Origin of the sequence: Bacteroides uniformis (assembly GCF_025147485.1) — a bacterium.
GTDB classification, from domain to species: domain Bacteria; phylum Bacteroidota; class Bacteroidia; order Bacteroidales; family Bacteroidaceae; genus Bacteroides; species Bacteroides uniformis.
Window position 1 is genome coordinate 884,394 of record NZ_CP102263.1, and the last position, 22,387, is coordinate 906,780.

Annotated in this window: 13 protein-coding genes; all 13 read right to left on the reverse strand. The window is 46.1% G+C overall.

Features of this window, described 5'->3' with window-relative positions; translation table 11 throughout:
• Window positions 1-57: 57 nt before the first annotated feature.
• The 13 genes from NQ510_RS03425 to NQ510_RS03485 all read right to left on the reverse strand — a co-directional run bounded on the left by NQ510_RS03425 (window position 58) and on the right by NQ510_RS03485 (window position 22,383).
• The gene (locus NQ510_RS03425; RefSeq protein ID WP_005830581.1) at window positions 58-1,791 is read right to left on the reverse strand and encodes a family 43 glycosylhydrolase; all 1,734 of its coding nucleotides are present in this window, start codon (window positions 1,789-1,791) and stop codon (window positions 58-60) included.
• A 56-nt stretch (window positions 1,792-1,847) separates the two neighbouring features.
• A complete protein-coding gene (locus NQ510_RS03430) occupies window positions 1,848-3,413 on the reverse strand; it encodes a sulfatase family protein (protein WP_034525981.1) in 1,566 nt (521 codons plus the stop codon).
• A 33-nt stretch (window positions 3,414-3,446) separates the two neighbouring features.
• Window positions 3,447-5,717 carry a glycoside hydrolase family 3 N-terminal domain-containing protein gene (locus NQ510_RS03435; RefSeq protein WP_005830586.1) on the reverse strand — a complete coding sequence of 757 codons (2,271 nt, stop codon included), beginning with the start codon at window positions 5,715-5,717 and terminating at the stop codon, window positions 3,447-3,449.
• 11 nt (window positions 5,718-5,728) lie between these two features.
• Window positions 5,729-6,580: an endonuclease/exonuclease/phosphatase family protein gene (locus NQ510_RS03440; protein ID WP_005830588.1), complete on the reverse strand. Its 852-nt coding sequence runs from the start codon at window positions 6,578-6,580 to the stop codon at window positions 5,729-5,731.
• Between the two features lie 62 nt (window positions 6,581-6,642).
• Window positions 6,643-7,974: a glucoamylase family protein gene (locus tag NQ510_RS03445; RefSeq protein ID WP_034525916.1), complete on the reverse strand. Its 1,332-nt coding sequence runs from the start codon at window positions 7,972-7,974 to the stop codon at window positions 6,643-6,645.
• Window positions 7,975-8,041: 67 nt separating this feature from the next.
• A complete protein-coding gene (locus NQ510_RS03450; RefSeq protein WP_227239046.1) occupies window positions 8,042-9,550 on the reverse strand; it encodes a RagB/SusD family nutrient uptake outer membrane protein in 1,509 nt (502 codons plus the stop codon).
• Window positions 9,551-9,575: 25 nt separating this feature from the next.
• A complete protein-coding gene (locus tag NQ510_RS03455) occupies window positions 9,576-12,581 on the reverse strand; it encodes a SusC/RagA family TonB-linked outer membrane protein (protein WP_005830593.1) in 3,006 nt (1,001 codons plus the stop codon).
• 174 nt (window positions 12,582-12,755) lie between these two features.
• Complete coding sequence (locus NQ510_RS03460) at window positions 12,756-13,907, reverse strand: glycoside hydrolase family 172 protein (protein WP_005830596.1); 1,152 nt, start codon at window positions 13,905-13,907, stop codon at window positions 12,756-12,758.
• A 24-nt stretch (window positions 13,908-13,931) separates the two neighbouring features.
• Window positions 13,932-15,509, reverse strand: coding sequence for a sulfatase-like hydrolase/transferase (locus tag NQ510_RS03465; protein ID WP_005830598.1), 1,578 nt, complete (start codon window positions 15,507-15,509; stop codon window positions 13,932-13,934).
• Between the two features lie 12 nt (window positions 15,510-15,521).
• The gene (locus NQ510_RS03470; RefSeq protein ID WP_005830600.1) at window positions 15,522-16,868 is read right to left on the reverse strand and encodes a sulfatase family protein; all 1,347 of its coding nucleotides are present in this window, start codon (window positions 16,866-16,868) and stop codon (window positions 15,522-15,524) included.
• 18 nt (window positions 16,869-16,886) lie between these two features.
• On the reverse strand, window positions 16,887-18,083 hold the full coding sequence (locus tag NQ510_RS03475) for a glycoside hydrolase family 172 protein (RefSeq protein ID WP_005830602.1): 1,197 nt from the start codon (window positions 18,081-18,083) through the stop codon (window positions 16,887-16,889).
• A gap of 35 nt (window positions 18,084-18,118) precedes the next feature.
• Window positions 18,119-19,684 (reverse strand): sulfatase family protein, encoded by a 1,566-nt coding sequence (locus NQ510_RS03480; RefSeq protein WP_005830603.1) that lies wholly within the window; start codon window positions 19,682-19,684, stop codon window positions 18,119-18,121.
• A 47-nt stretch (window positions 19,685-19,731) separates the two neighbouring features.
• Window positions 19,732-22,383 carry a glycoside hydrolase family 2 TIM barrel-domain containing protein gene (locus tag NQ510_RS03485; RefSeq protein ID WP_005830604.1) on the reverse strand — a complete coding sequence of 884 codons (2,652 nt, stop codon included), beginning with the start codon at window positions 22,381-22,383 and terminating at the stop codon, window positions 19,732-19,734.
• Between the last annotated feature and the right edge of the window lie 4 nt (window positions 22,384-22,387).

The window sequence follows — 22,387 nt, forward strand, 5'->3', positions numbered from 1 at the left end:
AACGACAAATAAGGGTGTGTCAAAACGGTTGATGGCACACCCTCATTTTACAACACATTATTTCACTTCTTTAACGACAGAAATTTGAGATACACCGTTTTCATTGAAAGCTTCGATAGCAAAATAATATTTCTGGTCGGTAGAAAGACATTTCATCAGATGCCTACACTCGTCACCATACACCATCCAAGAACTGTAAAGCTTGTCCGGCGCAATACCCCAAAGGATGTTGTATCCTTGTGCACCTTTCACCGGTTTCCAAGTCAGCGTGATGTCACGGCGATCTTCGTGACGGCGAGGGTCAAATGTCTTCACTTGAGCAGGCGCCTTACCTTCGCCCAGACCGAAAATACGGATGGCAGAAATGGAAAGGTGCGGTGTGGGAACATGGATGTTTTTGTAACGTACATAACGTACCCGGGCAGGGATTTCCAGTTCCACATAATCGTGCGGAGTGTCTTTGAAACTGTTGCTACGGTTGACAAGACGTATCCAGTTGACGCCATCTACGGAACCTTCGATAGTGTAACGGTGGCGCAAATCGGGATAACGACCATACATATCACTCTTATAATCGTTGTAATTCACCTGAATAGCGTTTACAGTGGCAGGTGCCTGAAGGTCTATCTCCACCCACTGCGTTTCATCGTTGGAAGAAGCCAGCCAATAGGTCTTGCAATTCTCGTCCGTCAATCCGGCAGCTGTATGACCCTCTACAGCCGAAGAACCTCTGGCAGGCTTGTTGTAAGAAAGAAGCATCCAGCCGCGGAACTCCCCTTTCTTTCCCGGCATAGTAGGTGCATAACGGGGATAATCTCCAAAACGGGTGTCACAATACATGATGCCGTCTTCGTCAAAATAAGTAGGGAACATGCAGAGACGGCGTTCCCAGTGCATATTAATGGGCAGAGCCATAGAACCGAAATGCCAATATTGCCTACCTGGTCCGAGCACCGTACTTCCATGACCGGCACCGTTGATATAACCGCCAGGCTTATAGGAAATGGGGTTATGTTTCTGATAGGTATAAGGTCCCATCGGATGGTCGGCCACATATACACCATCGGCATATACATTGAACTGAGTGCCCGGAGCAGCATATTGCATGTAATACCTCCCGTTGTGCTTTGTCAACCACGGTCCTTCGATATAGCCGCCCAGCACGGTATCGGCATGATTTTCTCCAAAACGTTCCCAACCATGTTTCTCTGGGTCGAGATTGAAAAGTTCCAGCTTCTCGCCTTCTTGTATGAAACGATGGTTCTTGTTGAGCTTCATGCCGCGAATGGGCCACTTGTTGGAAGAGCCCCAGAACATGTAAGCACTGCCGTCATCATCAAGAAAAAGGTCAGGGTCTTGCAAGTTGGTGATGATGGCAGGAGTGGCTTTCCAGTTACCCGACTTGGGGTTGTCGGTATAAAGCACACTCATCACACCCGAAGGATCGCCACAGACATAAAGTACTGAATCCTTGTAGTTATGTGCCGCCGGAGCGTTACAACCTTGTGGATACCAGTTTTCCCCCGGATTGATAAAATTCCAGTTTTGCAAATCCGTAGAATGCCAGTAGCCGTGCGTACGGGTAACGAACATATAATATTCTCCACGAAACTCTACTACGGCAGGGTCGGCACCCGAGCGGTAGGAGATATCTTTCGAAGAATTGTATATCATATAGGTATAGTCTACATTCAGCGGATTACAATAAGTATCCATGCGCATGTCCTGCGCCAAAAGGGGAGACGCCAAGCATAATAATGCCAGCAGCAGATTAGTAATCAGTCTTCTCATTATTTTTTATCTTTATTATCAGGTTATTAATGTTCAATATGTCTTCCGGTAGCTTTTCAGCGGCATAACTCCTGCGGCACATCGTATTCTTTTTGCAAGCGTGCCAGTTCAGCCTTCAGTTCGGTGGTAATCTTCTCCATTCCCTTCTTCCCATAAAGATTGTGCATCTCTTCAGGGTCTGTCTTGAGATCATAAAGTTCCCAATTGTCATCCACGTAGAAGTGCATCAGCTTGTAGCGTTCCATCTTCACACCGTAATGGGCACGCACGCTGTGGAAGCCGGGAAACTCATAATAGTGATAGTACAAGGACTTACGCCAGTCGCGCGGTGTCTTGCCTTTTTCCACCAGTTCCTTGAACGAAACGCCCTGCATGTCCTGCGGAATGGAGATGCCGCACATATCAAGGAAAGTAGGAGCAAAGTCGATGTTCTGGGTCAGACCTGTAACTTGCGTACCCGGTTTGATATGTCCCGGCCAGCGCATCACCATCGGCATACCAAAAGACTCTTCGTACATGAAACGCTTGTCAAACCAGCCATGTTCGCCCAAGTAGAAGCCTTGATCGGTGGTATAGACTACAATCGTATTCTTGTCCAACCCCGTACGTTTGAGATAGTCCAGTATCTCGCCCACACTCTCGTCCACACTTGCTACACAAGCCATGTAGTCTTGCAGGTAACGTTGGTATTTCCATTCAGCCACTTCCTTAAATGAACGTGGCTTGGAATAGAACTCATTATTTCGATCGCGGTAAGCATCAAGGAAACGGCGGCGTTCTTCCGGTGTCATTGTTCCCATGAAAGCGTGCGGCCAAGGGTCAAAGAGCAGGCTGTCGCTATCGATACCCGCAACCATCTTCAAATCGTGACCTTCGTACATGTCACGGTATATATTCATCTTCTGCATCTGTGCTGCGTAACGTCCCTCATAGGCATCGTAATAATTATCGGGAAGCGGAAACTTGGCGTGTTCATACAAACGATAATGCCGTTCGGCAGGTACCCAATTGCGGTGAATGGCTTTGTGGTGCATCATCAGGAAGAACGGCTTGTTCTTGTCACGACCGTTGTCCATCCATTCCTCACAATATTGAGTAATGAGGTCGGTCACATATCCTTTATGAATAGTAGTGTCCCCCTCGGTAATGAACTGTGGGTTACAGTATTCGCCTTGGTCATTGAGAATCATCCAATGGTCAAATCCCGTCGGCTTGGAAATAAGATGCCATTTACCGATGACGGCAGTCTCATAGCCGCCTTGTTGCAACAGTTTAGGCAACGTCTGCTGAGAGCCGTCGAAACCTAGTGCCCAATTCTTCATGAAGCCGTTCTTATGGCTATGCTTACCAGTAAGTATCGCGGCGCGACTGGGGCCTGAAATAGAATTACAGCAATAATTATTCCAGAACACAGCTCCTTCCTGCCCGATACGGTCAATATTAGGAGTAGGTGCCACTTTACCTATAGGATGACCATAGATACTCATAGCCTGCTGTGCATGGTCATCACTCATGATAAAAATAATGTTAGGACGTTCACCGTCTTGCCTGCCTTGTTCCTGAGCCTGAACAGCAGGAACCAATGGAAGCATGGCAAGTCCTAAAGATAGTTTATGATCCATCATCTTCAATGATTTATAAGATTTTTCAATTTATCATATCAACGTAAAAACAGATTCATTCCGCTCATCTGCCGACGATGTTCCTACCCAGAGCCGGAATTCCCCCGGTTCCACCTGCATCTTCATATCAGCACCACAAAAGGCAAGGTCTTCTTCAGTCAGCACAAATGTCAGCGACTTCTTCTCGCCAGCCTTGAGATACAGCTTTTGAAAACCCTTCAATTCTTTCACCGGACGAGTCACACTTCCCACAAGGTCGCGAATATAAAGCTGTACCACCTCTTCACCACCGACTTTACCGATATTGGCTACATCCACTGTAACGGTAAGTGTTTCCCCCTTTTTCAGCTCCTCCTTGTCCAACTTCAAGTTATCCACCTCAAAGCTAGTATAACTTAAGCCATATCCAAAAGGATAAAGCGGAGAATTGGGACAGTCAATATAAGAAGACTTGTAATCCATCTTCGGATTGTCCGGAGGAAGCGGTCGTCCGGTGTTCTTGTGGTTATAGTAAAGCGGGAGCTGCCCCACCGAACGTGGAAAACTCATTGTCAGCTTTCCGGCAGGATTATAGTCGCCTGCGATGACATCGGCAATGGCATGACCACCCATCGTGCCCGGATACCAGGCTTCGAGAATAGCATCCATATTCTCGTCCTCCCAAGTAAGTTCCAGCGGACGACCGTTCATCAATACCAATCCGATGGGCTTACCCGTTTTCTTAAGTTCCTTCAGCAAGTCGCGCTGCGAAGCAGGCAGGGTGATGTCCGTGCGGCAAGCAGCCTCGGCACTCCAGTTCTGGTCTTCACCGGCAGCAACCAGAATGACATCTGCCTGACGAGCCACGGACACAGCTTGTGCAAATCCTGCAGTTCCAGGCTTACGAAGATCGCAGCCTTCGGCATAAAGAAAACGTACGTTCGAGTTTCCGTACTTTTTTTCCAACCCTTCAAAAAGAGTGACACTCCGTTGACGGTCTCCCCGTCCACCCCAACCACCGTTCACACTGTTACGTTCTTTCACCATAGGGCCTATCAAAGCTACAGTCTTACGTTCGGAGGGTTGTATCGGGAAAAAGTCATTCTCATTCTTCAACAATACTACCGACTTACGAGCAGCATCGCGCGCTGCTTCCAAGAACTCGGGTTTCATGATAGTAGCCTTCTCACGCTCCTCATTCAGATAGCGGTAAGGATCGTCCATAATGCCTAAAAGGAATTTCATCTCCAGAATGCGGCGTACGGCATTATCAATGGTTTCTTCGTTCACCTTGCCCTCTTTCACGGCTTGCAGCAGATGTGCATGAAACACACCTCCGGTCATATCCATCTCGATGCCCGCATTGGCAGCCAACTCGGCGGCATGAGCCTCGTCGCGTGCCACGCCGTGGGGAACAAGCTCATTGATAGCCGTATAATCCGTCACTACAAAACCGTTGAACCTCCACTCATCGCGAAGCACATCCTGATAAAGGAACTTACTGGAAGTGCAAGGCACACCGGAAATCTCATTGAAGGCAGTCATGAAAGTAGCCACACCCGCATCTTTGGCAGCCTTGAAAGGTGGGAAATAAATATCGCGCAAAGAGCGCTCGGACACATCAGTCGTATTATAATCACGACCAGCTTCAGCAGCACCATATGCACAGAAGTGTTTGGCGCAAGCCAGCATCTTGTCCAGCCGCATCAAGTCTTCGGGCTTCTCACCCTGGAAACCGCGTACACGTGCGGCAGAGAGCAATGAACCCAGATAAGGATCCTCACCAGAGCCTTCCATTACCCGTCCCCAACGTGCATCACGTGAAATGTCCACCATGGGGGCAAAAGTCCAGTTAACACCCACTGCCGAAGCTTCGGCAGCGGCAATGGACGCACTTCTTTCTGCCAGTTCAGCGTCCCAGGCACACGACTCGGCCAAAGGAATAGGGAATATCGTTTTAAAACCGTGTATCACATCGAAAGCAAAAAGCACTGGAATCTTCAACCGGGATTCCGCTAGTGCCGTCTCTTGTGTCTTGCGGATGGCGGCAGAAGAAGTGGCATGGAAAAGACTGCCTATGTATCCTTTCTTCAATAGAGGTTCAATGTCCGTATTTACTTGCGGACCGGTCACAATATCGCTCTTGGCAGAATATTGGGTCATCTGACCTATTTTCTCTTCAAGTGTCATCAAGGCAAGTACAGAATCGACACGCTCTTCTATCCGTTTGTCACCGCTGTAACTCTGCCAATCACCGGCTCCTGAAGTACATGCCATACCCACAGAAAGTATCAGGGCAGCTCCAATCAATAATTTCTTTTTCATAGTAAATGCTTTTATAGTTTTAAGATAGCCATTACGGGAGCATGATCGGAGAGATAGCCGTTGTCCGGCTTATCATCAATGGTTCGGTAACGCTCCACCTCTACAGCACCTTTTATAAAAATAAAATCTATCAACCTACGTTTCTCTACCGGGATGCGCCCGAAGTCATGGAAACTCCATGTCGGTCCGTAAGCGACTTTCGCCGTAACGCAAGCATTCTTCATTCCACCTTCCGTCAATACAGTGACCGGCTCGGAATCTACCGTTCCATTAAAGTCTCTGGTAACAATTACCGGAAGGTCACCCGCCATTTGTTTTATCTTCTCAAGTATCAGCACGGCACTTTCGCGACGTGCCACTTTACCTACATGATCGAAATGAGTATTGAAAGCAGCTATTTCCCTACCACTCACCTTGTCTTTCAGTACCGCCCAAGTCACAATACGCTCGCAAGCCGCATCCCAGCCTTTCTTTCCGATGGAATCAGGAGTTTCACTCAGCCCAAAATTTCCACTCTTCAATAGTTCGAAACGGTCTGTCTTATAGAAAAGAGAGCAATACTCACCTTTCTCTTCTCCATCTGCACGACCTACACCGAGAGCGGTATATTGCGGAAGACGCTCCTTCAAGTCATCGAGTTGGTTCTTCACCACCTCTTGCATGCCTATAATGTCCGGAGCATAATAAGCAATCATTTGTGCCGCATGGTCCTTGCGGTATTTCCAATTGTTCATACTGTCCGCCACATGATCCAGACGGATGTTGAACGACATCACCTCTACTTTGGCTTCCGGTTGCCTGCCGCACGAGGCGACAAGCAATGCGAAAACAACCAATACACTATTGATAAACACGTTTTTCATGGTTACAAACCTTTTTAATCTATGTAAAACCTAATCAAAATCAAAGAATCCTATCAAACAACCTAATCGACCTTGTTCAAATAAGGAGAAGTAAAGCCTAATCTCCTCAAACCCTTCTGGACATCGGGATGACTCATGAAAAGTTTCCAAATCAAACCGGTACGATAGTTCTCTATCATCACAATAATCGGCCCTTGGTCAATGGCAAGATACGAAGGTGCAAACCAATTCTCCGTCAAATTGAACGCATCCTTGAAACCATATTCACCCCAAAGACGGTCACCCAACTCTTCATAGAAATAACGCATGGCTTCCAAAGAATATTCAGGTGCATATGGAATAGAGGAAAGAGCAGCGGTAGGCGTAATCACACCACGGTCATTACCGGGACTATGGGCAGAATAACCTTTGTCACCGTCACTGGCAGTCAATCCCCAACATTTTTCGCCGTAACCCTTGTAACCCTTCGGATTGTCAATGCAGTAGGCACGGTTAATCAAGGTATGAGCCTTCATCTGTTCCTCGTAATCGGCATAACGATCTTTCAAGCCACGTGGGTCAAGCCCCATGTAAGAATAATGAGTGAAGAAGAGAGGACCTCCCTTTCCGTGGTTGTTTCCAAGAGGAAGCTTGATGCCGTAATACTCCCGACCGTTCAGAAAAGTATTCGCATTGGCCCAGCCTTTATGATAAACGCTCTCGGCAATCGGATAAGTAGGGGAAGACGCGCCCAAAATGTAAACAATGTGACACTCGTTATGACCTTTAATCTGATGATTCATCGCCCATCCGTTGTTTGGCGACCAATGCCAATACATCACATCTTGTCCCTGAGTAAAAAAGTTCCATTCTGCTTGACGCCACAGATTATTGATTATCCCGCGGATACGGTTTTCCGTTGGATTATCCTTTGTAAAATACTGATGGGCAGCCAACAAGCCTTCGAACATGAAAGCGGATTCTACAATATCCGCTCCATCGTCCTTACGACTGAAAGGAATGGTCTTGCCGGTTTTACCGTTCATCCAATGTGCCCACATGCCGTGATAGCTGTCGGTATTCTTGTCGCTCAGAAAGCGGACTATCTTCAACATACGTTCAGCGCCCTGTTCGCGAGTGACAAAACCACGCTCTATACCGACAATGATAGCCATCACTCCGAAACCCGAGCCACCGATGGTAGCTGTCTCGGCACCTCCGTTGCTCCGTTCATGCGCCAATCCTGATTCGGGATGGGCAAAATCCCAAAAGTAACGGAAAGTTTGCTTCTGGACAAGGGTCATGAGTTCATCATCGGAGAGTTGCTTTTCTGTCACACCAGATGGTGGATTTATGGCATTTACCGAGCACGAACAAACCCCCAAAAACAAGAAAAAAAGAAATATATTTTTCATAATACCTATTTTAAACATTTTAATCACATAAGAAGTAGGAGTAGCCTTAGGCTACTCCTCACACACCTTATTTATTTTGCTTCAATATTCCTTGAGAAATATCAATCTGCTTCTGTGGAATGTAGAATGTGGAATGCTGGCTCATATTGAAGTTTGTCTTTCCATGGGCCTTCAGCATCTTTTCTGCATATCCGGGAACAACTTTATCAGCCCGAATCAAATCAAAGAAACGGTGTCCTTCCATTGCTAATTCAATGCGACGCTCATTCCATATGATTTCACGCAACTTTGCCTTATCCCTCTCTGTTATTTTAGGTAATACAGTGGGATCATCACCGGACTTACGAGCACGGTCTCTGACCAATTCCAATTTAGCCAGGGCGTCATCTACTAATGGGTCGCTTTCACCATTTGCCAACTCATTGCAGGCCTCAGCATACATTAACAGTACATCCGCATAACGCAGAAAATACAAGTGGCAATTTTGTTTAGCAAAATTATTGGCATTCCAATAAGTTGTAGGCCACATTGTCTTTTTATTGGCACGCGGTTGTACTCCCGGTTCGTCCTTGAAGTTTATAACCCCAACTCCTTCCATATTTTCGCCATCGTAAATGATAGTAGCCTCCCGTCTCGGATCACCTGATTCATAAGCCTTATCCAAAGATTCTGACGGAGAACAGAATCCCCAACCTTTGAAACCTCTGACACCTTGCCACTTCACATATTCGGAAGCCTTATCTCTCGTCTTGTCTGATCCCCACAAATACTGGTCGGCCAGCATCACTTCATCAGAATAATAAGAATCCGGGCTAAACAAATCACGGTAATTGTGATGCAGGTTATATTCTCCCCTACTTATTACCTGCCCTGCATATTGTTTTACACTTGCATAATCTTGACGGAACAAATAAACTTTAGCCAACAAGCCTTCTGCAGTTCCTTTCGTAACTCTTCCTCTCTCAGCAATCCCCCATTCATCACGGGTTGGCAAATTCATTGCCGCATAGGATAAGTCATCAATAATCTGCTGATAAATAGCTTCTTCAGAAGCGCATGGCTGATCATATTCATCGGGATTCTGAACTTTAGTAACCAAAGGTACGCCACCGTAAGTTCTCACCAAGTTAAAGTAAAAGAAACCACGGAAAAAACGTGCCTGTGCAATGCTTCTAATCTTTAACTGCTCATCTTTCAACACATCCAAGTTATCCAATGCTACGTTACAGAATCCGATTCCTTTATAATTTCCGGTCCACCAGCCGTTCAATTCAGAAGTATAAACATCATAAGTAAAATCATTCAATGAATTCACGCGAGCATAACTACCATCTGCCGGTGAACTTCCTGTATCAGAATTGTCACTCGGCACCTCCATAATGCCAAACCAAGAAAAGCCGATCAAGTCCCAACTTTTCATTTGAGAATATATAGCATTAATTCCCATCAAAGCACCTTCTTCTTCCCCGAAGAAAATATCTTGCGTCAATTTCCCTTGCGGCTTTGTATCCAAAAAATCAGAACAAGAGGTAAAAACCAATGCTGAAGCTAATAAAAGTGAATATATCTTTTTCATAATCATTTCCTATTTTTATTTTCCATTAGAATGTAAGATTCAAGCCAAAACGGCAGGTAGCGGTAATCGGATAAATATCACGGTCAAGCCCCCCTAAGATTTCAGGAGTAAATCCGTTATAATTCGTAAAATAAAGCAGGTTATTACCTGAGAAGTACAATCTCAAATTCTGGATATGCACTTTTTGCATCAAGTTTTTTGGGAATGTATATCCTAATTCCACAGTCTGTAACTTCACATAGTTGCCACTCTCAACATAACGGTCGGAAACAAAATAATTGTTACCCTCAAATGTCATGCGCGGAATGGAAGTATTCCTATTGTTTTCAGTCCATCTATCCAAGAACGAACGATCCCAGTTATCAACACCAGCATTTCTTTCAGCTTGTTTGGCATTATAAATCTTATTACCAAAATTACCCTGCAAATCAATTGACAAATCAAAGCCTTTCCAAGCGGCAGTTATACCCAAACCACCGATAAACTTCGGAGTAGGAGAGCCTAAATCCGTACGGTCTTCAGCAGTTATATATCCATTGCCATCCGTATCTGCATAAATCAGATCACCCGGAGCTACATTTGCCTGATACTTCTTCTTCGCATCACCGGAAGCAGCCGCAGCCATCGCATTATACTGCTCAATCTCCTCATTACTTTGGAAAATACCAATAGTCTTGTAACCATAAAAATACTTGATTGGCATTCCTTCTTCTGTCATATGAACACTTTTTCCGGAACCTATATCCCCACTGGTGATACGTTTACCTCCCAAATTAGTCACCTCATTCTTAATTGTAGTTCCAGTCAAGCGGATGCCATAACGAAAATCCTTAAACGAGTCTTCCCATTTCACCGTAAAATCAAGTCCAGAGTTACGTACTGAGCCCACGTTTGTTTCTACAGAGGCAAGTCCTACAGAAGCAGGAACATCCACATTTACCAACATTTCTTTTGTATCTCTTCTGTAATAGTCAAACTCTAAAGAAAAGCGATTATTGAACAAGCCTAAATCAAAACCAAGATCCAACTGCTCTGAACGTTCCCAATGGATTTGTGTATTATAAAGAGAAGTTACAGTACCACCAGAATAATAATCACCACCAAATACAGCATCATAAGTAGGGGCTACATTAGCCAATGCATAATATTTGTCATTACCAATCTTATCATTACCAATTTGCCCCCAGCTACCTCTAATCTTCAAGTTACTCAACCATTCAACATTATCTTTAATAAAAGCTTCTTCAGAAATCCTCCATCCGGCAGCTACTGACGGAAAATATCCCCAACGGTTATCCGGTCCAAACTTCGAAGAGCCATCGGCACGTATAGAAGCCGTCAACAAATATCTGTCCATTAAAGCATAGTTGGCACGGAACAAGTAAGACATCATGGCTTCATGTTTTCCATTATTCTCAAGTCCACGTGTATCGCTTGAAGACTGATCCAAATACCAATAGTCTTCCACTTCTGAGAAGAAATTACGTCCTGACCCGCCTAACTTTTCATTAGTGTATTTTTGAGCAGTAATACCACCCAAAAGATTCAGACGATTTTTATCATTGATTTGCCAATCATAAGTCAAGATATTCTCCCACAGCCAAGTAAAATCTCTAGTCCATGTTTTAGACAAGCTGTTCTCATCTACCTTTTGATACTCCGAGATATAATACTTAGGAGTAAAATTACGACTTCTACCATTAATATAATCAATGCCCAAGCTGGTCTTAAAATTCAACCCTTTAATAACTTCCCAATTCAAGAATGCACTACCCACAATTCTATCTTTCCAATTATCACTATTCATATAATGGAGGGTAGCAAGCGGATTAGCAGTAGATGCCACCTGAGGATCGGAGAAATTACCATTCTCATCATAAGGAGTAATGATAGGACTCAGTTTATAAGCAGATTTTACAACTCCCTTATTTTCATTTTTTGTATGACTGAAAGAAGCCGATAAGTTATGCCCGATAGTCAAATGTTTGTTTATTTTATATGAATTATTGGCACGCAAAGTAAAACGGTCATAAGAATTTTCCTTTATGATACCATCCTGTTGGAAATATCCGGCACTCAAATTATAACGTACCTTTTCTGTTCCGCCACTAACAGCAACTTGATAATCACGGACAGACGCTACTCGGAAAATCTCATCGAACCAATTGGTCCCTTTTCCGAAAGAAGCCGGGTCATCATAAACAAGACCGCCATCTGGATTAATATTCAAGTTAGCTTCATTTTGCAGCATAGCATATTCAGAAGCCGTACACATCTCAAACTTACCGCTATTTTGGAACTGAAATCCTTCACTGGCAGTAATGTTCACCTGTGCTTTACCTTCAGCACCTTGCTTGGTGGTAACAATGATTACACCGTTAGCACCGCGAGAACCATACATGGCAGTAGCAGAAGCATCCTTCAATACCTCCATGGACTCAATATCATGGTTACTCAGGAATGATATATCGTCCATAAACATTCCATCAACCACATAGAGCGGATTGCTATTATTAGTAGTACCGATACCACGAATGCGCACTTCAGGAGAGCTACCCGGAGCACCGCTTGCAGAGATAAATACACCGGACACACGACCTTGCAACGCGTTAGCCACATTAGGTGTAGAAATCTTTTTCAAATCATCGCTCTTGATAGAACCAACAGCACCGGTCAAGTCTGATTTACGCTGTACACCATAGCCTACAACTACAACTTCATCGATCAACATATTGTCTTCTTGCATTACTACATTAATAGTAGTACGACCATTCACTGCTATTTCTTGGTCTTTCATACCAATATAGCTATAAAGCAAGACAGCGTTACTGGGAACATTGGTAATCTTATAATCACCATCAAGTCCAGTAACGACTCCTTGCTGAGGAGCCCCCTTTACCGAAACTGTAGCACCAATAACAGTCATTCCCGTCTTGTCGGAAACGACACCCGAAACCGTAATTTTGTTCTGCGCCATCGAAACAACGGCAAACAGCAACATCACACATGTAATTAATAAATTTTTCTTCATTTTGTATTGATTTAAAATTCTTTTGCAAAAGTATAGGAGCAATTGATGTATGTCAAAAAACAAACTACCACAAGATTACCACAACCTACTCAAGCACTACAACGTAACTACTACAGCATTGTATAAAATACTAATTCCCAATAATATACACTAGGAAGTTATTTAAAAAATTATTCAGACTGCAGGCCTATCCAAATAGAAATATGCTGTTGAAGTTACATGATCTTGGCGGTAGAAATTAACAAATCCTGGCGGAAAGTCTTTATCCGTGATATGTAGGTCTGAATTTTCATCTAATAAACGATAGAATTTCAGTTTACCGCTTCTATCTATAGTAACCGGTACAAGAGGAACCTTCGCCTTGTACAGTTCGAGTACCTTTTGATATGGAGCACCTCCAATCTGCTGCAATGTAACTCTTATATCATGATGAAAATAAATCGGGTCCTGCACGTGGAAACGATACATACTCCACCAACAACTGTCCGCATTTGCAATCGGACAACCTTGATAACGGTGGGAATACTCGCCCTGCCCCCAAGCCGTACCAATATAGTCTTCAACTCCCGTACCACTCAATGTGGGAAATTCCTTATCTCCGTCAATGTAGAACTTGATTTCACCTTCTCCCCACCAAGTAGTTTCATAGGCCTTATTGGCAAAGATACCCAAGCTTACCCCCAAAAAGCGCCCCCTGCCCGATAGTTGGGGAAGAACAGTATAATCCACTCCCAACTTGGTGGATTTGTCTTCACGCCAGACAGCATGAAAATAGCTCATCTCCGAATCCCATTCCGGCAATTTAGTAAAGTTAATATCATAAAACAAGTGTGTCAGGTCCTCATCCGAGGTATTCACAAACACCACTTTGGCACCGGTGCGGTAAGGCATCGGAATACAACAGTTAAAAGAACGCTTCTCCGGATTAGAAAAGAAACAGTTCTCAAAACGAGATGTACGTGACAGCGGATTCCCAAAAAAATCTCCCAAAGGGACATCCACTGCCGGAACAACAGAGTTATCCCAATAAAACTTGATACGCAACGCACGAAGCATCTTAGGGTTACGTTTGCTGACTGTCAGCCAAATACGGTTAATGATCCCGGGTCCTTGCTGAGACAACAATACACAGCTGTCTCCCGCCATGATTCTGCCGAAAGCACTTCCTTTTGCACCTTTATTGGCTTGAGCTGCCGTTCCCTTGGCACCGGTAGGATTTTCAAAACTTGTCCACCGCGTTTCATGGCCTTCAGGCACTTTCCATATTTGGGCATGGCTCAAAAAAACAAACGAAAACAAGACTGATATAAGAACTATTCTTTTCATTTTTTTATATTTATGGCATTTATACTATTTCCCTTTATAAGGCAACTTAAAACTCTCACCGATAACGCTCCTCCTATACTTCGCATCGTAAATGCGACGATTATGCTCGGACACTTTACGCCTATAACCTTCTTTATACCTAAAATTACGGCTGACAGGCTGTGGTTCCTTCGGCTCCACTACTACGCGTCCGTTCCAAGTAGTCTGATTTGTACAAGGAGGCAAGGCAGCATCCCAAGCATCAAATTCGGCCAAAAGGCTGTCTGCCAACTCCGGATATTCACCACTCAAATCATAAACCTCTTCCTTATCGTCCTTCATATCAAAGAGCTGGATTTTTCTTGTACTTCCCTGATCGTTATAAACTAACTTCCAATCTCCTTTACGGATGGCAAAATCCTCATCCCTACGCCAGTAAAGCGTAGAATGCGGACGCTTGTCTATAGGCCACTCACTTTTCAGATAGGGTAAAAGGCTGACTCCATCCAAAGAATATTTCTGTCTGGAAGTTCCACCGACAGCCTGCATAACTGTAGGAAATATATCAAGACTGATTACCGGATTATCATAAACCATACCTTGAGGCAACTCCGAGGGCCACGACATTATATAAGGAACTCGAATTCCACCTTCATAAGTATCAGCTTTATATCCTCTGAAAGGTCCAGGACTTGACATGGTCGTATTACCTCTGTCTTTATATTCATAACCGGTGCTACACTCTATTCCCTGCCCACGAGGAGAACCATTATCACTGATAAGAATAAAAAGAGTATTCTCTTCCAAACCATTTTTTCTCAAACTTTCCATGACACGACCTATACCATCATCCAAAGCCAACACCATAGCTGCAAAAACTTTCCGGTCTTCATGATGGAATCGCCTCCCCTCAAGCCGATTCACATAGTGTTCGGGAACTTGCCAAGGCGAATGAACGGCATTATACGAAAGGCAAAGCAGAAAAGGAGAGGAAGCATGCTTGTCTATAAACTCCACAGCTTCACGTGTAAAACAGTCCGTAATATATTCACCACTTTCGTGCAAAGGGGGTTGAATCTCGCCATTCCGATACAAAGGGCAAAAGTCATAAAGTTCCACTCCCGGTTTATCTGTAGAACGATAATAATCATGGGTATCAGACCAAAAACCATAGAATTGGTCAAATCCCCTACGATTAGGAGATTGTTCGGGAGAGTCAGCCATATGCCATTTTCCGACAAATCCCGTAGCGTAGCCACAATCGCGGACCATTTCACCCAAAGTAGATTGCCCTTCGGGAATCTTTGCCCAAGGATGCAGATTGTTATAGAAACCAAAGCGTTGTTGATAAACTCCCGTCAAGATACCTGCACGAGACGGTCCACTTATGGAACAAGACACATACCCTTGGCTGAATTGTACTCCCCTGCGGGCAAGTGCATCAATATTCGGTGTCGATACGTCTACCGCCCCCTGATAACCTACATCCCCCCAACCCATATCATCGGCAATGACCAACACAATATTGGGACGTTGGGATTTATCTCTTTGCACATTGCCTGCATTACTCCCGCTGAAGGGGAGTAATGCAGCAACAGACACTAATGTACATGAAACTTTCATATTGCTATCAGCTTAACGTCCAAAGTCGCATACAGAAGCTTTAATCTTCATTTCCGCCTTATGCTTCTCTGCAAGTTCCACAAGCTCTTTCACTATTTCAGGATGTTTTTCCGAAACCTCATATTGTTCAGAAAAATCTTCTTCCACATTATATAAGAAAGGAATTTCCGGGCGTTCCCAAACAGCATGCCGGGTATAAGGATCGGTAAGGGTACTGAAATGAATCTTCCAAGGACCTTTACGAACTGCCAGTAAATGGCTGCCACGCCAATAATACATCTCATCACGTGAAGACTCCCTCTGTTCCCACAACATGGGAGTCTGATCCATTCCGTCAAGTGTCACTCCCTCAGGTAGAGGAATACCTGCCATATTTAAGAATGTCGGCAAAATATCCATTGTTGCCATCATGCCTTGCTGCGTACACGGCGCTATTCGGCCCGGCATACGGAAAACAGCCGGAACGCGGAGACCTCCTTCCCAACAGGTAGACTTCCCTTGACGTAAAGCACCGGCAGAACCTCCATTCAGGCGCTGTACCAACCATGGTCCGTTGTCACTGGTAAAAATGACCAATGTGTTTTCATCCAGACCATTTTCCTTCAAGGCTTTCAATACTTCACCCACACTCCAGTCCAGCTCCTCGACCACATCGCCATACAGCCCCCGGTTACTCCTGCCTTCGAAACGCTCGTTCGTATGCAACGGCGTATGGGGGAAAGTATGTGCCAAGTAAAGGAAGAATGGACGATTCTTATTCTTTTTGATATAGTCTACAGCATATTCGGTATAACGCCGTGTCAATTCTCCCTGCTCAGGCTTGATTTCAAGAACAGAATCCCCCCGCATCAATGAGGCAGGGCGCATATCGTTCGAATAAGGTATTCCGAAAAAATCATCAAAACCATGGTCAGTAGGCAAATAAGGAGAAAAATGCCCCAAATGCCATTTACCTACACAAGCGGTAGCGTATCCATTCTGCTGCAACAGTTTGGCAACAGTCACTTCATCTTGTCCCAATCCTGCTTTGGAATCCGGGAAAAGAACATCCCGTTTATCGCCATACAGTCCATTACGAACCGGTAACCTGCCGGTCATCAGTGCACTGCGGCTAGGCGTAGAAACAGAAGCGCCCACATAAAACTGTGTGAACTTCATCCCTTCCGAGGCCATACGGTCAATGTTCGGGGTATGTATGGTAGGGTTTCCATAGCACCCCAAATCTCCATATCCCATATCATCACAGAAAATCAATACAAAATTCGGCTGCTCCTTCTCCTGCTCCGAACTACAAGACGAAAACATCATTTGAGAAACCGTAGTAGCAGCCAATAATGGAAATAAACTAATTTTTTTCATTTCATGTCCTCCAACTATTTATTCGTCCCCCCAAAGGTCCGCTTTGTTCCCCTTGTTCTTTCTCCATTCATGACGCCATTTGTGTATCATCACATTGTTTACCATCGGCTTCAGCTTACGGCCCGCCTTGTCGGGAATGGCCGGGACAGCCGTCGCCTTGTCCTGATACCAGTAAGCAACGGTAGCCAGGTCGAGCGTCAGGCAATTGTTGTGTCCATGCTCGATGGTGGCTTTCAGCCCTTTCTCGAAGAAGACGGGATCTTGAATAAAGAACCGATAGACATGTGTACGCCCCAAGAATCCGACATCATTATTCACACGTGGATAGCCGAAGTAGATATGCTGGTAGGGCTCTTTCGGGCACCAGGCGGTGTTGAACAAATCTTCCGTACCGGTTCCTATCAAGGAAGACTGTTTTTCACCGTCGATGAACCACATGTCATCGCCTTCACCATACCACATGGGGGTAGGGCACTGTACATAATAGTTCAATCCCACAAAATGGCCCTTTCCCTTGATATCGGCAAACACATAATTGTCGGCTCCGTCCTTATTCTCCGTCTGCTTACCCACGGAACCCCACTCGGTCTCCCCTTCGGGAAGCGCTTCGGTAATCTCACGGTTAAACCACGCATGGAAACGTCCCATGTCCTTGGGCAGTTCCTTCATCTCCACATAGTCTATGTAGTAGTAGAAGGCGCCGATGTTGACATCCGTCTGATTCTCTATCTCAATGCGCGCACCTTTGGCAAAAGGCATGGCGAAATAGCTGCACAAACCCGTACCACCGTTGGGACCGGAAGAAAGGGCAAAAGAAGCATAGTTATACTGTTCGTTCCATCCCTGGCCGAAAAAGGGACCGATGGGGGACACGACAGAAGGCTCGTCGCTGCCGTCCCAGTACATCCGAAGGATGATGTCGTTACGGGAAAGCTGGCGCGGTCCCGGAGACATCGTTATCCAGATATGGTTGATTACGCCTGCCCCCTTGATGTCGGCCAAGACAGCCGTTTCGCCCGGCTTGATGGCCTTCAGGTGGTCACGGTTGTTGCCCGTACGGTCATAACTGCTGACACGGCGGTTGCGCAAGCCTTCCTTCATCTTGGCAAGGTCATACATTTCACTAGACATATTGGTCTGCGCAAAAGCGCTGCCTACTCCCATCAAAAGGGAGAATAAACCTACAAAAAACTTTTTCATCATGGTATTCTTCATTTTTCAAATTATGTTTTTCATCAATCTATCGGTTGTCACTTTCTTGTGGCATCCGACTTCCTTATCTTCTCCTCCAGTATCCGCGCCAGCCTGCGTGCCACTTTGGGATGCTGTTCATACACATTTGTGGTCTGGTATGGGTCTTCCTCCAAATTATAAAGCTGCACAGAGGGTGCATCCGGCTTTATCCGGGCATTTTCTATATCGCTGTTCACCCGATGGGTGAGCTGGAAAGCGGATGCCCCGCCCAAGTCATGGTCACCGACATTCTTTCCGGTAAATCCACCGCTGTTTTGCGCCGGAATATAGACCCACTTCCCTTTGCGAATGGAAAGATGGCTCTTTTGGGAAGGACAGATAATAATATGGTCCCGAATCATTTTCCCGGGATTTCCGATAAGGGCAGGAAGCATATTGAAACTGTCCGGCCCGTCCTGCTCCTGCAATTCATATCCTGTGAGGGCAGCCAAAGTGGCAAGCATGTCAACATTGGACATCAACTGGTTGGATACGCTGCCCGCAGGAATCCTGCCCGGCCAGCGGACAATCATAGGAATGCGATGCCCGCCTTCCCAAGCTCCGAACTTGAAACCAAGAAGCTTGCCGTTGATATGGTGTCCTGCCTTCCAAGCTCTCTGCCCTCCATGATTCAGCATTCCTCCGTTGTCACTGGTGAAGATGAGCAGAGTATTTCCCGCCAGCCCTTCCTCATCGAGGGTACGCATAATCTCGCCTACCACCCAGTCCAATTCATGGATTGAATCACCGTAAGGTCCTGCCTCACTGGTACCTACAAAGCGTTCGGCCGGTGTAAAAGGATGATGGATGTTGGTGGTAGCATAATACAAGAAGAAAGGTGAATCCTTATGTTCCTTTATCCACTGCACGGCCCGGTCTTTCAAAGTAGTGGCTACAGCCCTGTCTTTGTACAAACGGTGCGCAGCCGTGGCTCCACCAATAGAGTTGATACCGAATTTTTCATCGAACTCCTCCGTTTCTGCCCTCTTGCCTCTTACAAACGGGTCGTTGGGATCATAACCCACCACATGATGGTTCTCCACATAAACAAAAGGTGGATGACTGTTGAGAATAGGCACACCGAAGTAATAATCGAATCCCAATTCAAGTGGTCCGGGAGCCAGTTCCTTGTTCCAGTCCATCTTTTCGTCCGTACGGAATCCAAGATGCCACTTCCCCACGATGGCAGTGGAATAGCCGGAACGTTTCATCACATCCGCAATTGTGGTGCGTGCCGTATCAATTTGCAGAGTCTGATTCAGGAAGATTGCCCCCCAAATATCCTCACGGCAAGGATATTGACCGGTCATCAGTCCATAACGTGAAGGCGTGGAAACAGCCGAGGATGAATGAGCGTCCATAAAGCTACGGCCCTGCGATGCCAGACGGTCTATATTGGGAGTCTTGACCTTGGTGGCACCGTAACAACCAATGTCGCCATAGCCCAAGTCATCAACGTTGATAATGATTACATTGGGCTTGACCTCAGTGGAAGCCGGAGATTGCTGCGCGACGGCAGGCAAAACGCTGAATCCCATCCCTACTGTGAAGGAGAGAGACCCGGTAAGTAATTTGTGTTTCATATTTCACTCAATTTATCGGTTAATACAACATTATTAAGAATAGAACATCAATGAATCCTGAATATCTTTATCCCATTCAAGAACGTCATCCCTTTCACCGCCTCAAAGTTCACCGTAAGGTTTCCACCGGTTACGGCAACATGCAGTTTCTTGGATATGCAACGGTTCCCGCCTACTTCTATCGCCGGAGAGAAATGATTCAGCCAAGGTCGGTTGTTGACAGAAACATTGAAGACACTGCCGCGGAAATCGGCATTGTCTAGGGTAGCGACAGCTCCCAAATCGTAAGTCACCCGCTCGGAACGTGCGTTCAGGTCAGCAAAAAGAAGTTCTACTTCATAGTCGCCGTCGGGCAAGTCGAAGCGATAGGCCCTGATGTCCTTGCGTTTGGTCTGGAGCAAAGGAACATTACGGGTGTCTTTCACCTCGGCAGTGGTTCCGATACGTCCCGGAGAACGGCGGAAAATCTCTCCACCTATGTAGCCCCAACTTCCAGGAGTATAAGCTTGGTCGGGAAGCCAGCAAAGATCACTCTTGTCATCCGTAAAGAAACAGTTGCTGCCCACGTTCACTGCAAGTTCCAGCTGTCCGGAGCCGACTGCCGCGATATGGCGAGGCTGCATCTTCACAAAAATGTCCGAAACCTGCTCCACCTTCTTCCCATGGCAGATACCTGAAGCCACAAGCGTGTTTCGCCCCGCAACGAGAGGCACTTGCCACACTGCATGGCAATTCTCGATGCCTTGCACGGAGAGCTTCGTGCCGTTGACAGACAACTCCACCTTATCCAGATTGGAATACACTTTCACCGGATGTTCCACCGCTTCACCGTCCGAAACCACAGTCCGATGCTTCCAGTCATCCACAGCAATGTGCAGCACCGGAATATCCTTGCGCAGGAATGCCTGGAAATAATAGAACACATCTTTAGGACGGCGGTCATTGTACATCAGTCCTTTATTATTGATATGCGGCGTAGCCTCCTGGCGACTGGCAGAACTGAAATCAATGAAGTTCCACTCCGTGGCGCCCACTATGAACGGTCGCTTCATGATAGCGGGCAGATAGTATTCGAGGTACAACTGCTGCCATTGCATGGAGAAATCGAATATCTGCGGATCGAGCGACTGCAAGCGCGGGTCGGAACCGGCACCGAACTCACTGATTATTAACGGACGGTGCGGGTATTTACGATGCTCTTCGTCCACAAAGCGGTCGAAAGACTTGAAGTCGTTCTCATACCAGCCCTGATAAAGGTTCCAACCGGAAATGTCGGTGATATTGCTGAGACCGATTTTATTGTAAATCTGATTGCCGTGGTAGGCCATCGTACTCAGACGGTAGGGGTCTTCCCTCTTCAGAGTTTCCTCCAGATGCCGGGCAAGCGCCAAGGTATTCTCGTAGAAACCGTTGAGCCGTTGTTTCTTCACCCGATACTGCAGCTGGATAACAGCCTCGTTCATATACCCCCACATAATGACGGACGGATGGTTGTAATGCTGGCGAATCATTTCGCGCAAGGCGCTTGTGGCATTCGCGCGGAACTCGTCACCCAAAGCTATCAAATCTACTACCGGAATCTCCTCCCATACCAGCATGCCGAGTTCGTCGCAAGCACGCAACACGGCATCGTCCTGTGGGTAATGTGCCAGACGGACAAAGTTCACACCCATGTCTTTCAGCAACTGCATATCCCTGCGGTGCATCTCATCCGAAAGCGCTATGCCCATCGGCATCTGGTCCTGATGACGGCAAGCTCCCATAAGTTTCAGGGGTTCCCCATTCAACTTGAAGCCTTCCTGCGCATCCACGCTGAACCAGCGGACCCCCAAAGGGACACGTGTCTCATCTTTCAACACCTTGCCACGCACATCTTTCAAAGAAACTTTCACGCTGTACAGATAAGGGGAATCGGGCGACCACAACTGTGGCTTTTCCAACTGTAACCGTTCCTTGAAGGCGAACGCCCCGTCGGCATCTATCCGGACGCTGCGCAAAGATTGGGCTACGGTCTTCCCATCTGTATCCAGCACCTCGACGTCCAACTTCAACACCGCACGCCGCACATCACGGTTCACCAAAGTCCCACGCACACTGATTTCTGCCCTATCCTCACTCACGGAAGGCAAATCGACATAAATGCCCGTAGAGGCATAGTCGGTAAGGCTGATGTGCTGCTTTGCAGCACTGATGAGCCACACATTGCGGTAGATGCCGCCAAAGATGGTGAAGTCGCCGGACAAAGGAGGTATCCGGTCGTTCTGATTATTGACGTGCACCATCAGCAGATTCGGGGCATCGGTCCTTACTTTATCCGTAATGTCTACGGTAAAGGCAGAGTAACCTCCTTTGTGGGTAGTGAGCAGCTCGCCGTTGAGGTACACATCTGCCAGAGAATTGACACCATCAAATTTCAGGTAAAGCTGTTTATCCCGCATCTGCGCGGCATCCGTACGGAACTCTTTCTTATACCAGGAAGAAGCCCTGCGGTAGTTACGGGTAGAATAGGCATCCGCATTCCAGGTATGCGGCAGATGTACCTGCTGCCAACCTTCTTCATGGCGTTGCACTTCCTGCAACCGATTGTCATCACATGCGGCATAATACCAGCCGTCATTAAAACTCTGAACCACCCGCCCAGCATTGACAACCGGGTACATGGTGGACAGACACAATATTAATAAAAATATTTTCTTCATGTTT

Excerpts from the sequence above, each read along its gene's own strand:
- NQ510_RS03425 (WP_005830581.1), bottom strand. The coding sequence starts at position 1,791 with ATGAGAAGACTGATTACTAATCTGCTGCTGGCATTATTATGCTTGGCG.
- NQ510_RS03430 (WP_034525981.1), bottom strand. The coding sequence starts at position 3,413 with ATGGATCATAAACTATCTTTAGGACTTGCCATGCTTCCATTGGTTCCT.
- NQ510_RS03435 (WP_005830586.1), bottom strand. The coding sequence starts at position 5,717 with ATGAAAAAGAAATTATTGATTGGAGCTGCCCTGATACTTTCTGTGGGT.
- NQ510_RS03440 (WP_005830588.1), bottom strand. The coding sequence starts at position 6,580 with ATGAAAAACGTGTTTATCAATAGTGTATTGGTTGTTTTCGCATTGCTT.
- NQ510_RS03445 (WP_034525916.1), bottom strand. The coding sequence starts at position 7,974 with ATGAAAAATATATTTCTTTTTTTCTTGTTTTTGGGGGTTTGTTCGTGC.
- NQ510_RS03450 (WP_227239046.1), bottom strand. The coding sequence starts at position 9,550 with ATGAAAAAGATATATTCACTTTTATTAGCTTCAGCATTGGTTTTTACC.
- NQ510_RS03455 (WP_005830593.1), bottom strand. The coding sequence starts at position 12,581 with ATGAAGAAAAATTTATTAATTACATGTGTGATGTTGCTGTTTGCCGTT.
- NQ510_RS03460 (WP_005830596.1), bottom strand. The coding sequence starts at position 13,907 with ATGAAAAGAATAGTTCTTATATCAGTCTTGTTTTCGTTTGTTTTTTTG.
- NQ510_RS03465 (WP_005830598.1), bottom strand. The coding sequence starts at position 15,509 with ATGAAAGTTTCATGTACATTAGTGTCTGTTGCTGCATTACTCCCCTTC.
- NQ510_RS03470 (WP_005830600.1), bottom strand. The coding sequence starts at position 16,868 with ATGAAAAAAATTAGTTTATTTCCATTATTGGCTGCTACTACGGTTTCT.
- NQ510_RS03475 (WP_005830602.1), bottom strand. The coding sequence starts at position 18,083 with ATGAAGAATACCATGATGAAAAAGTTTTTTGTAGGTTTATTCTCCCTT.
- NQ510_RS03480 (WP_005830603.1), bottom strand. The coding sequence starts at position 19,684 with ATGAAACACAAATTACTTACCGGGTCTCTCTCCTTCACAGTAGGGATG.
- NQ510_RS03485 (WP_005830604.1), bottom strand. The coding sequence starts at position 22,383 with ATGAAGAAAATATTTTTATTAATATTGTGTCTGTCCACCATGTACCCG.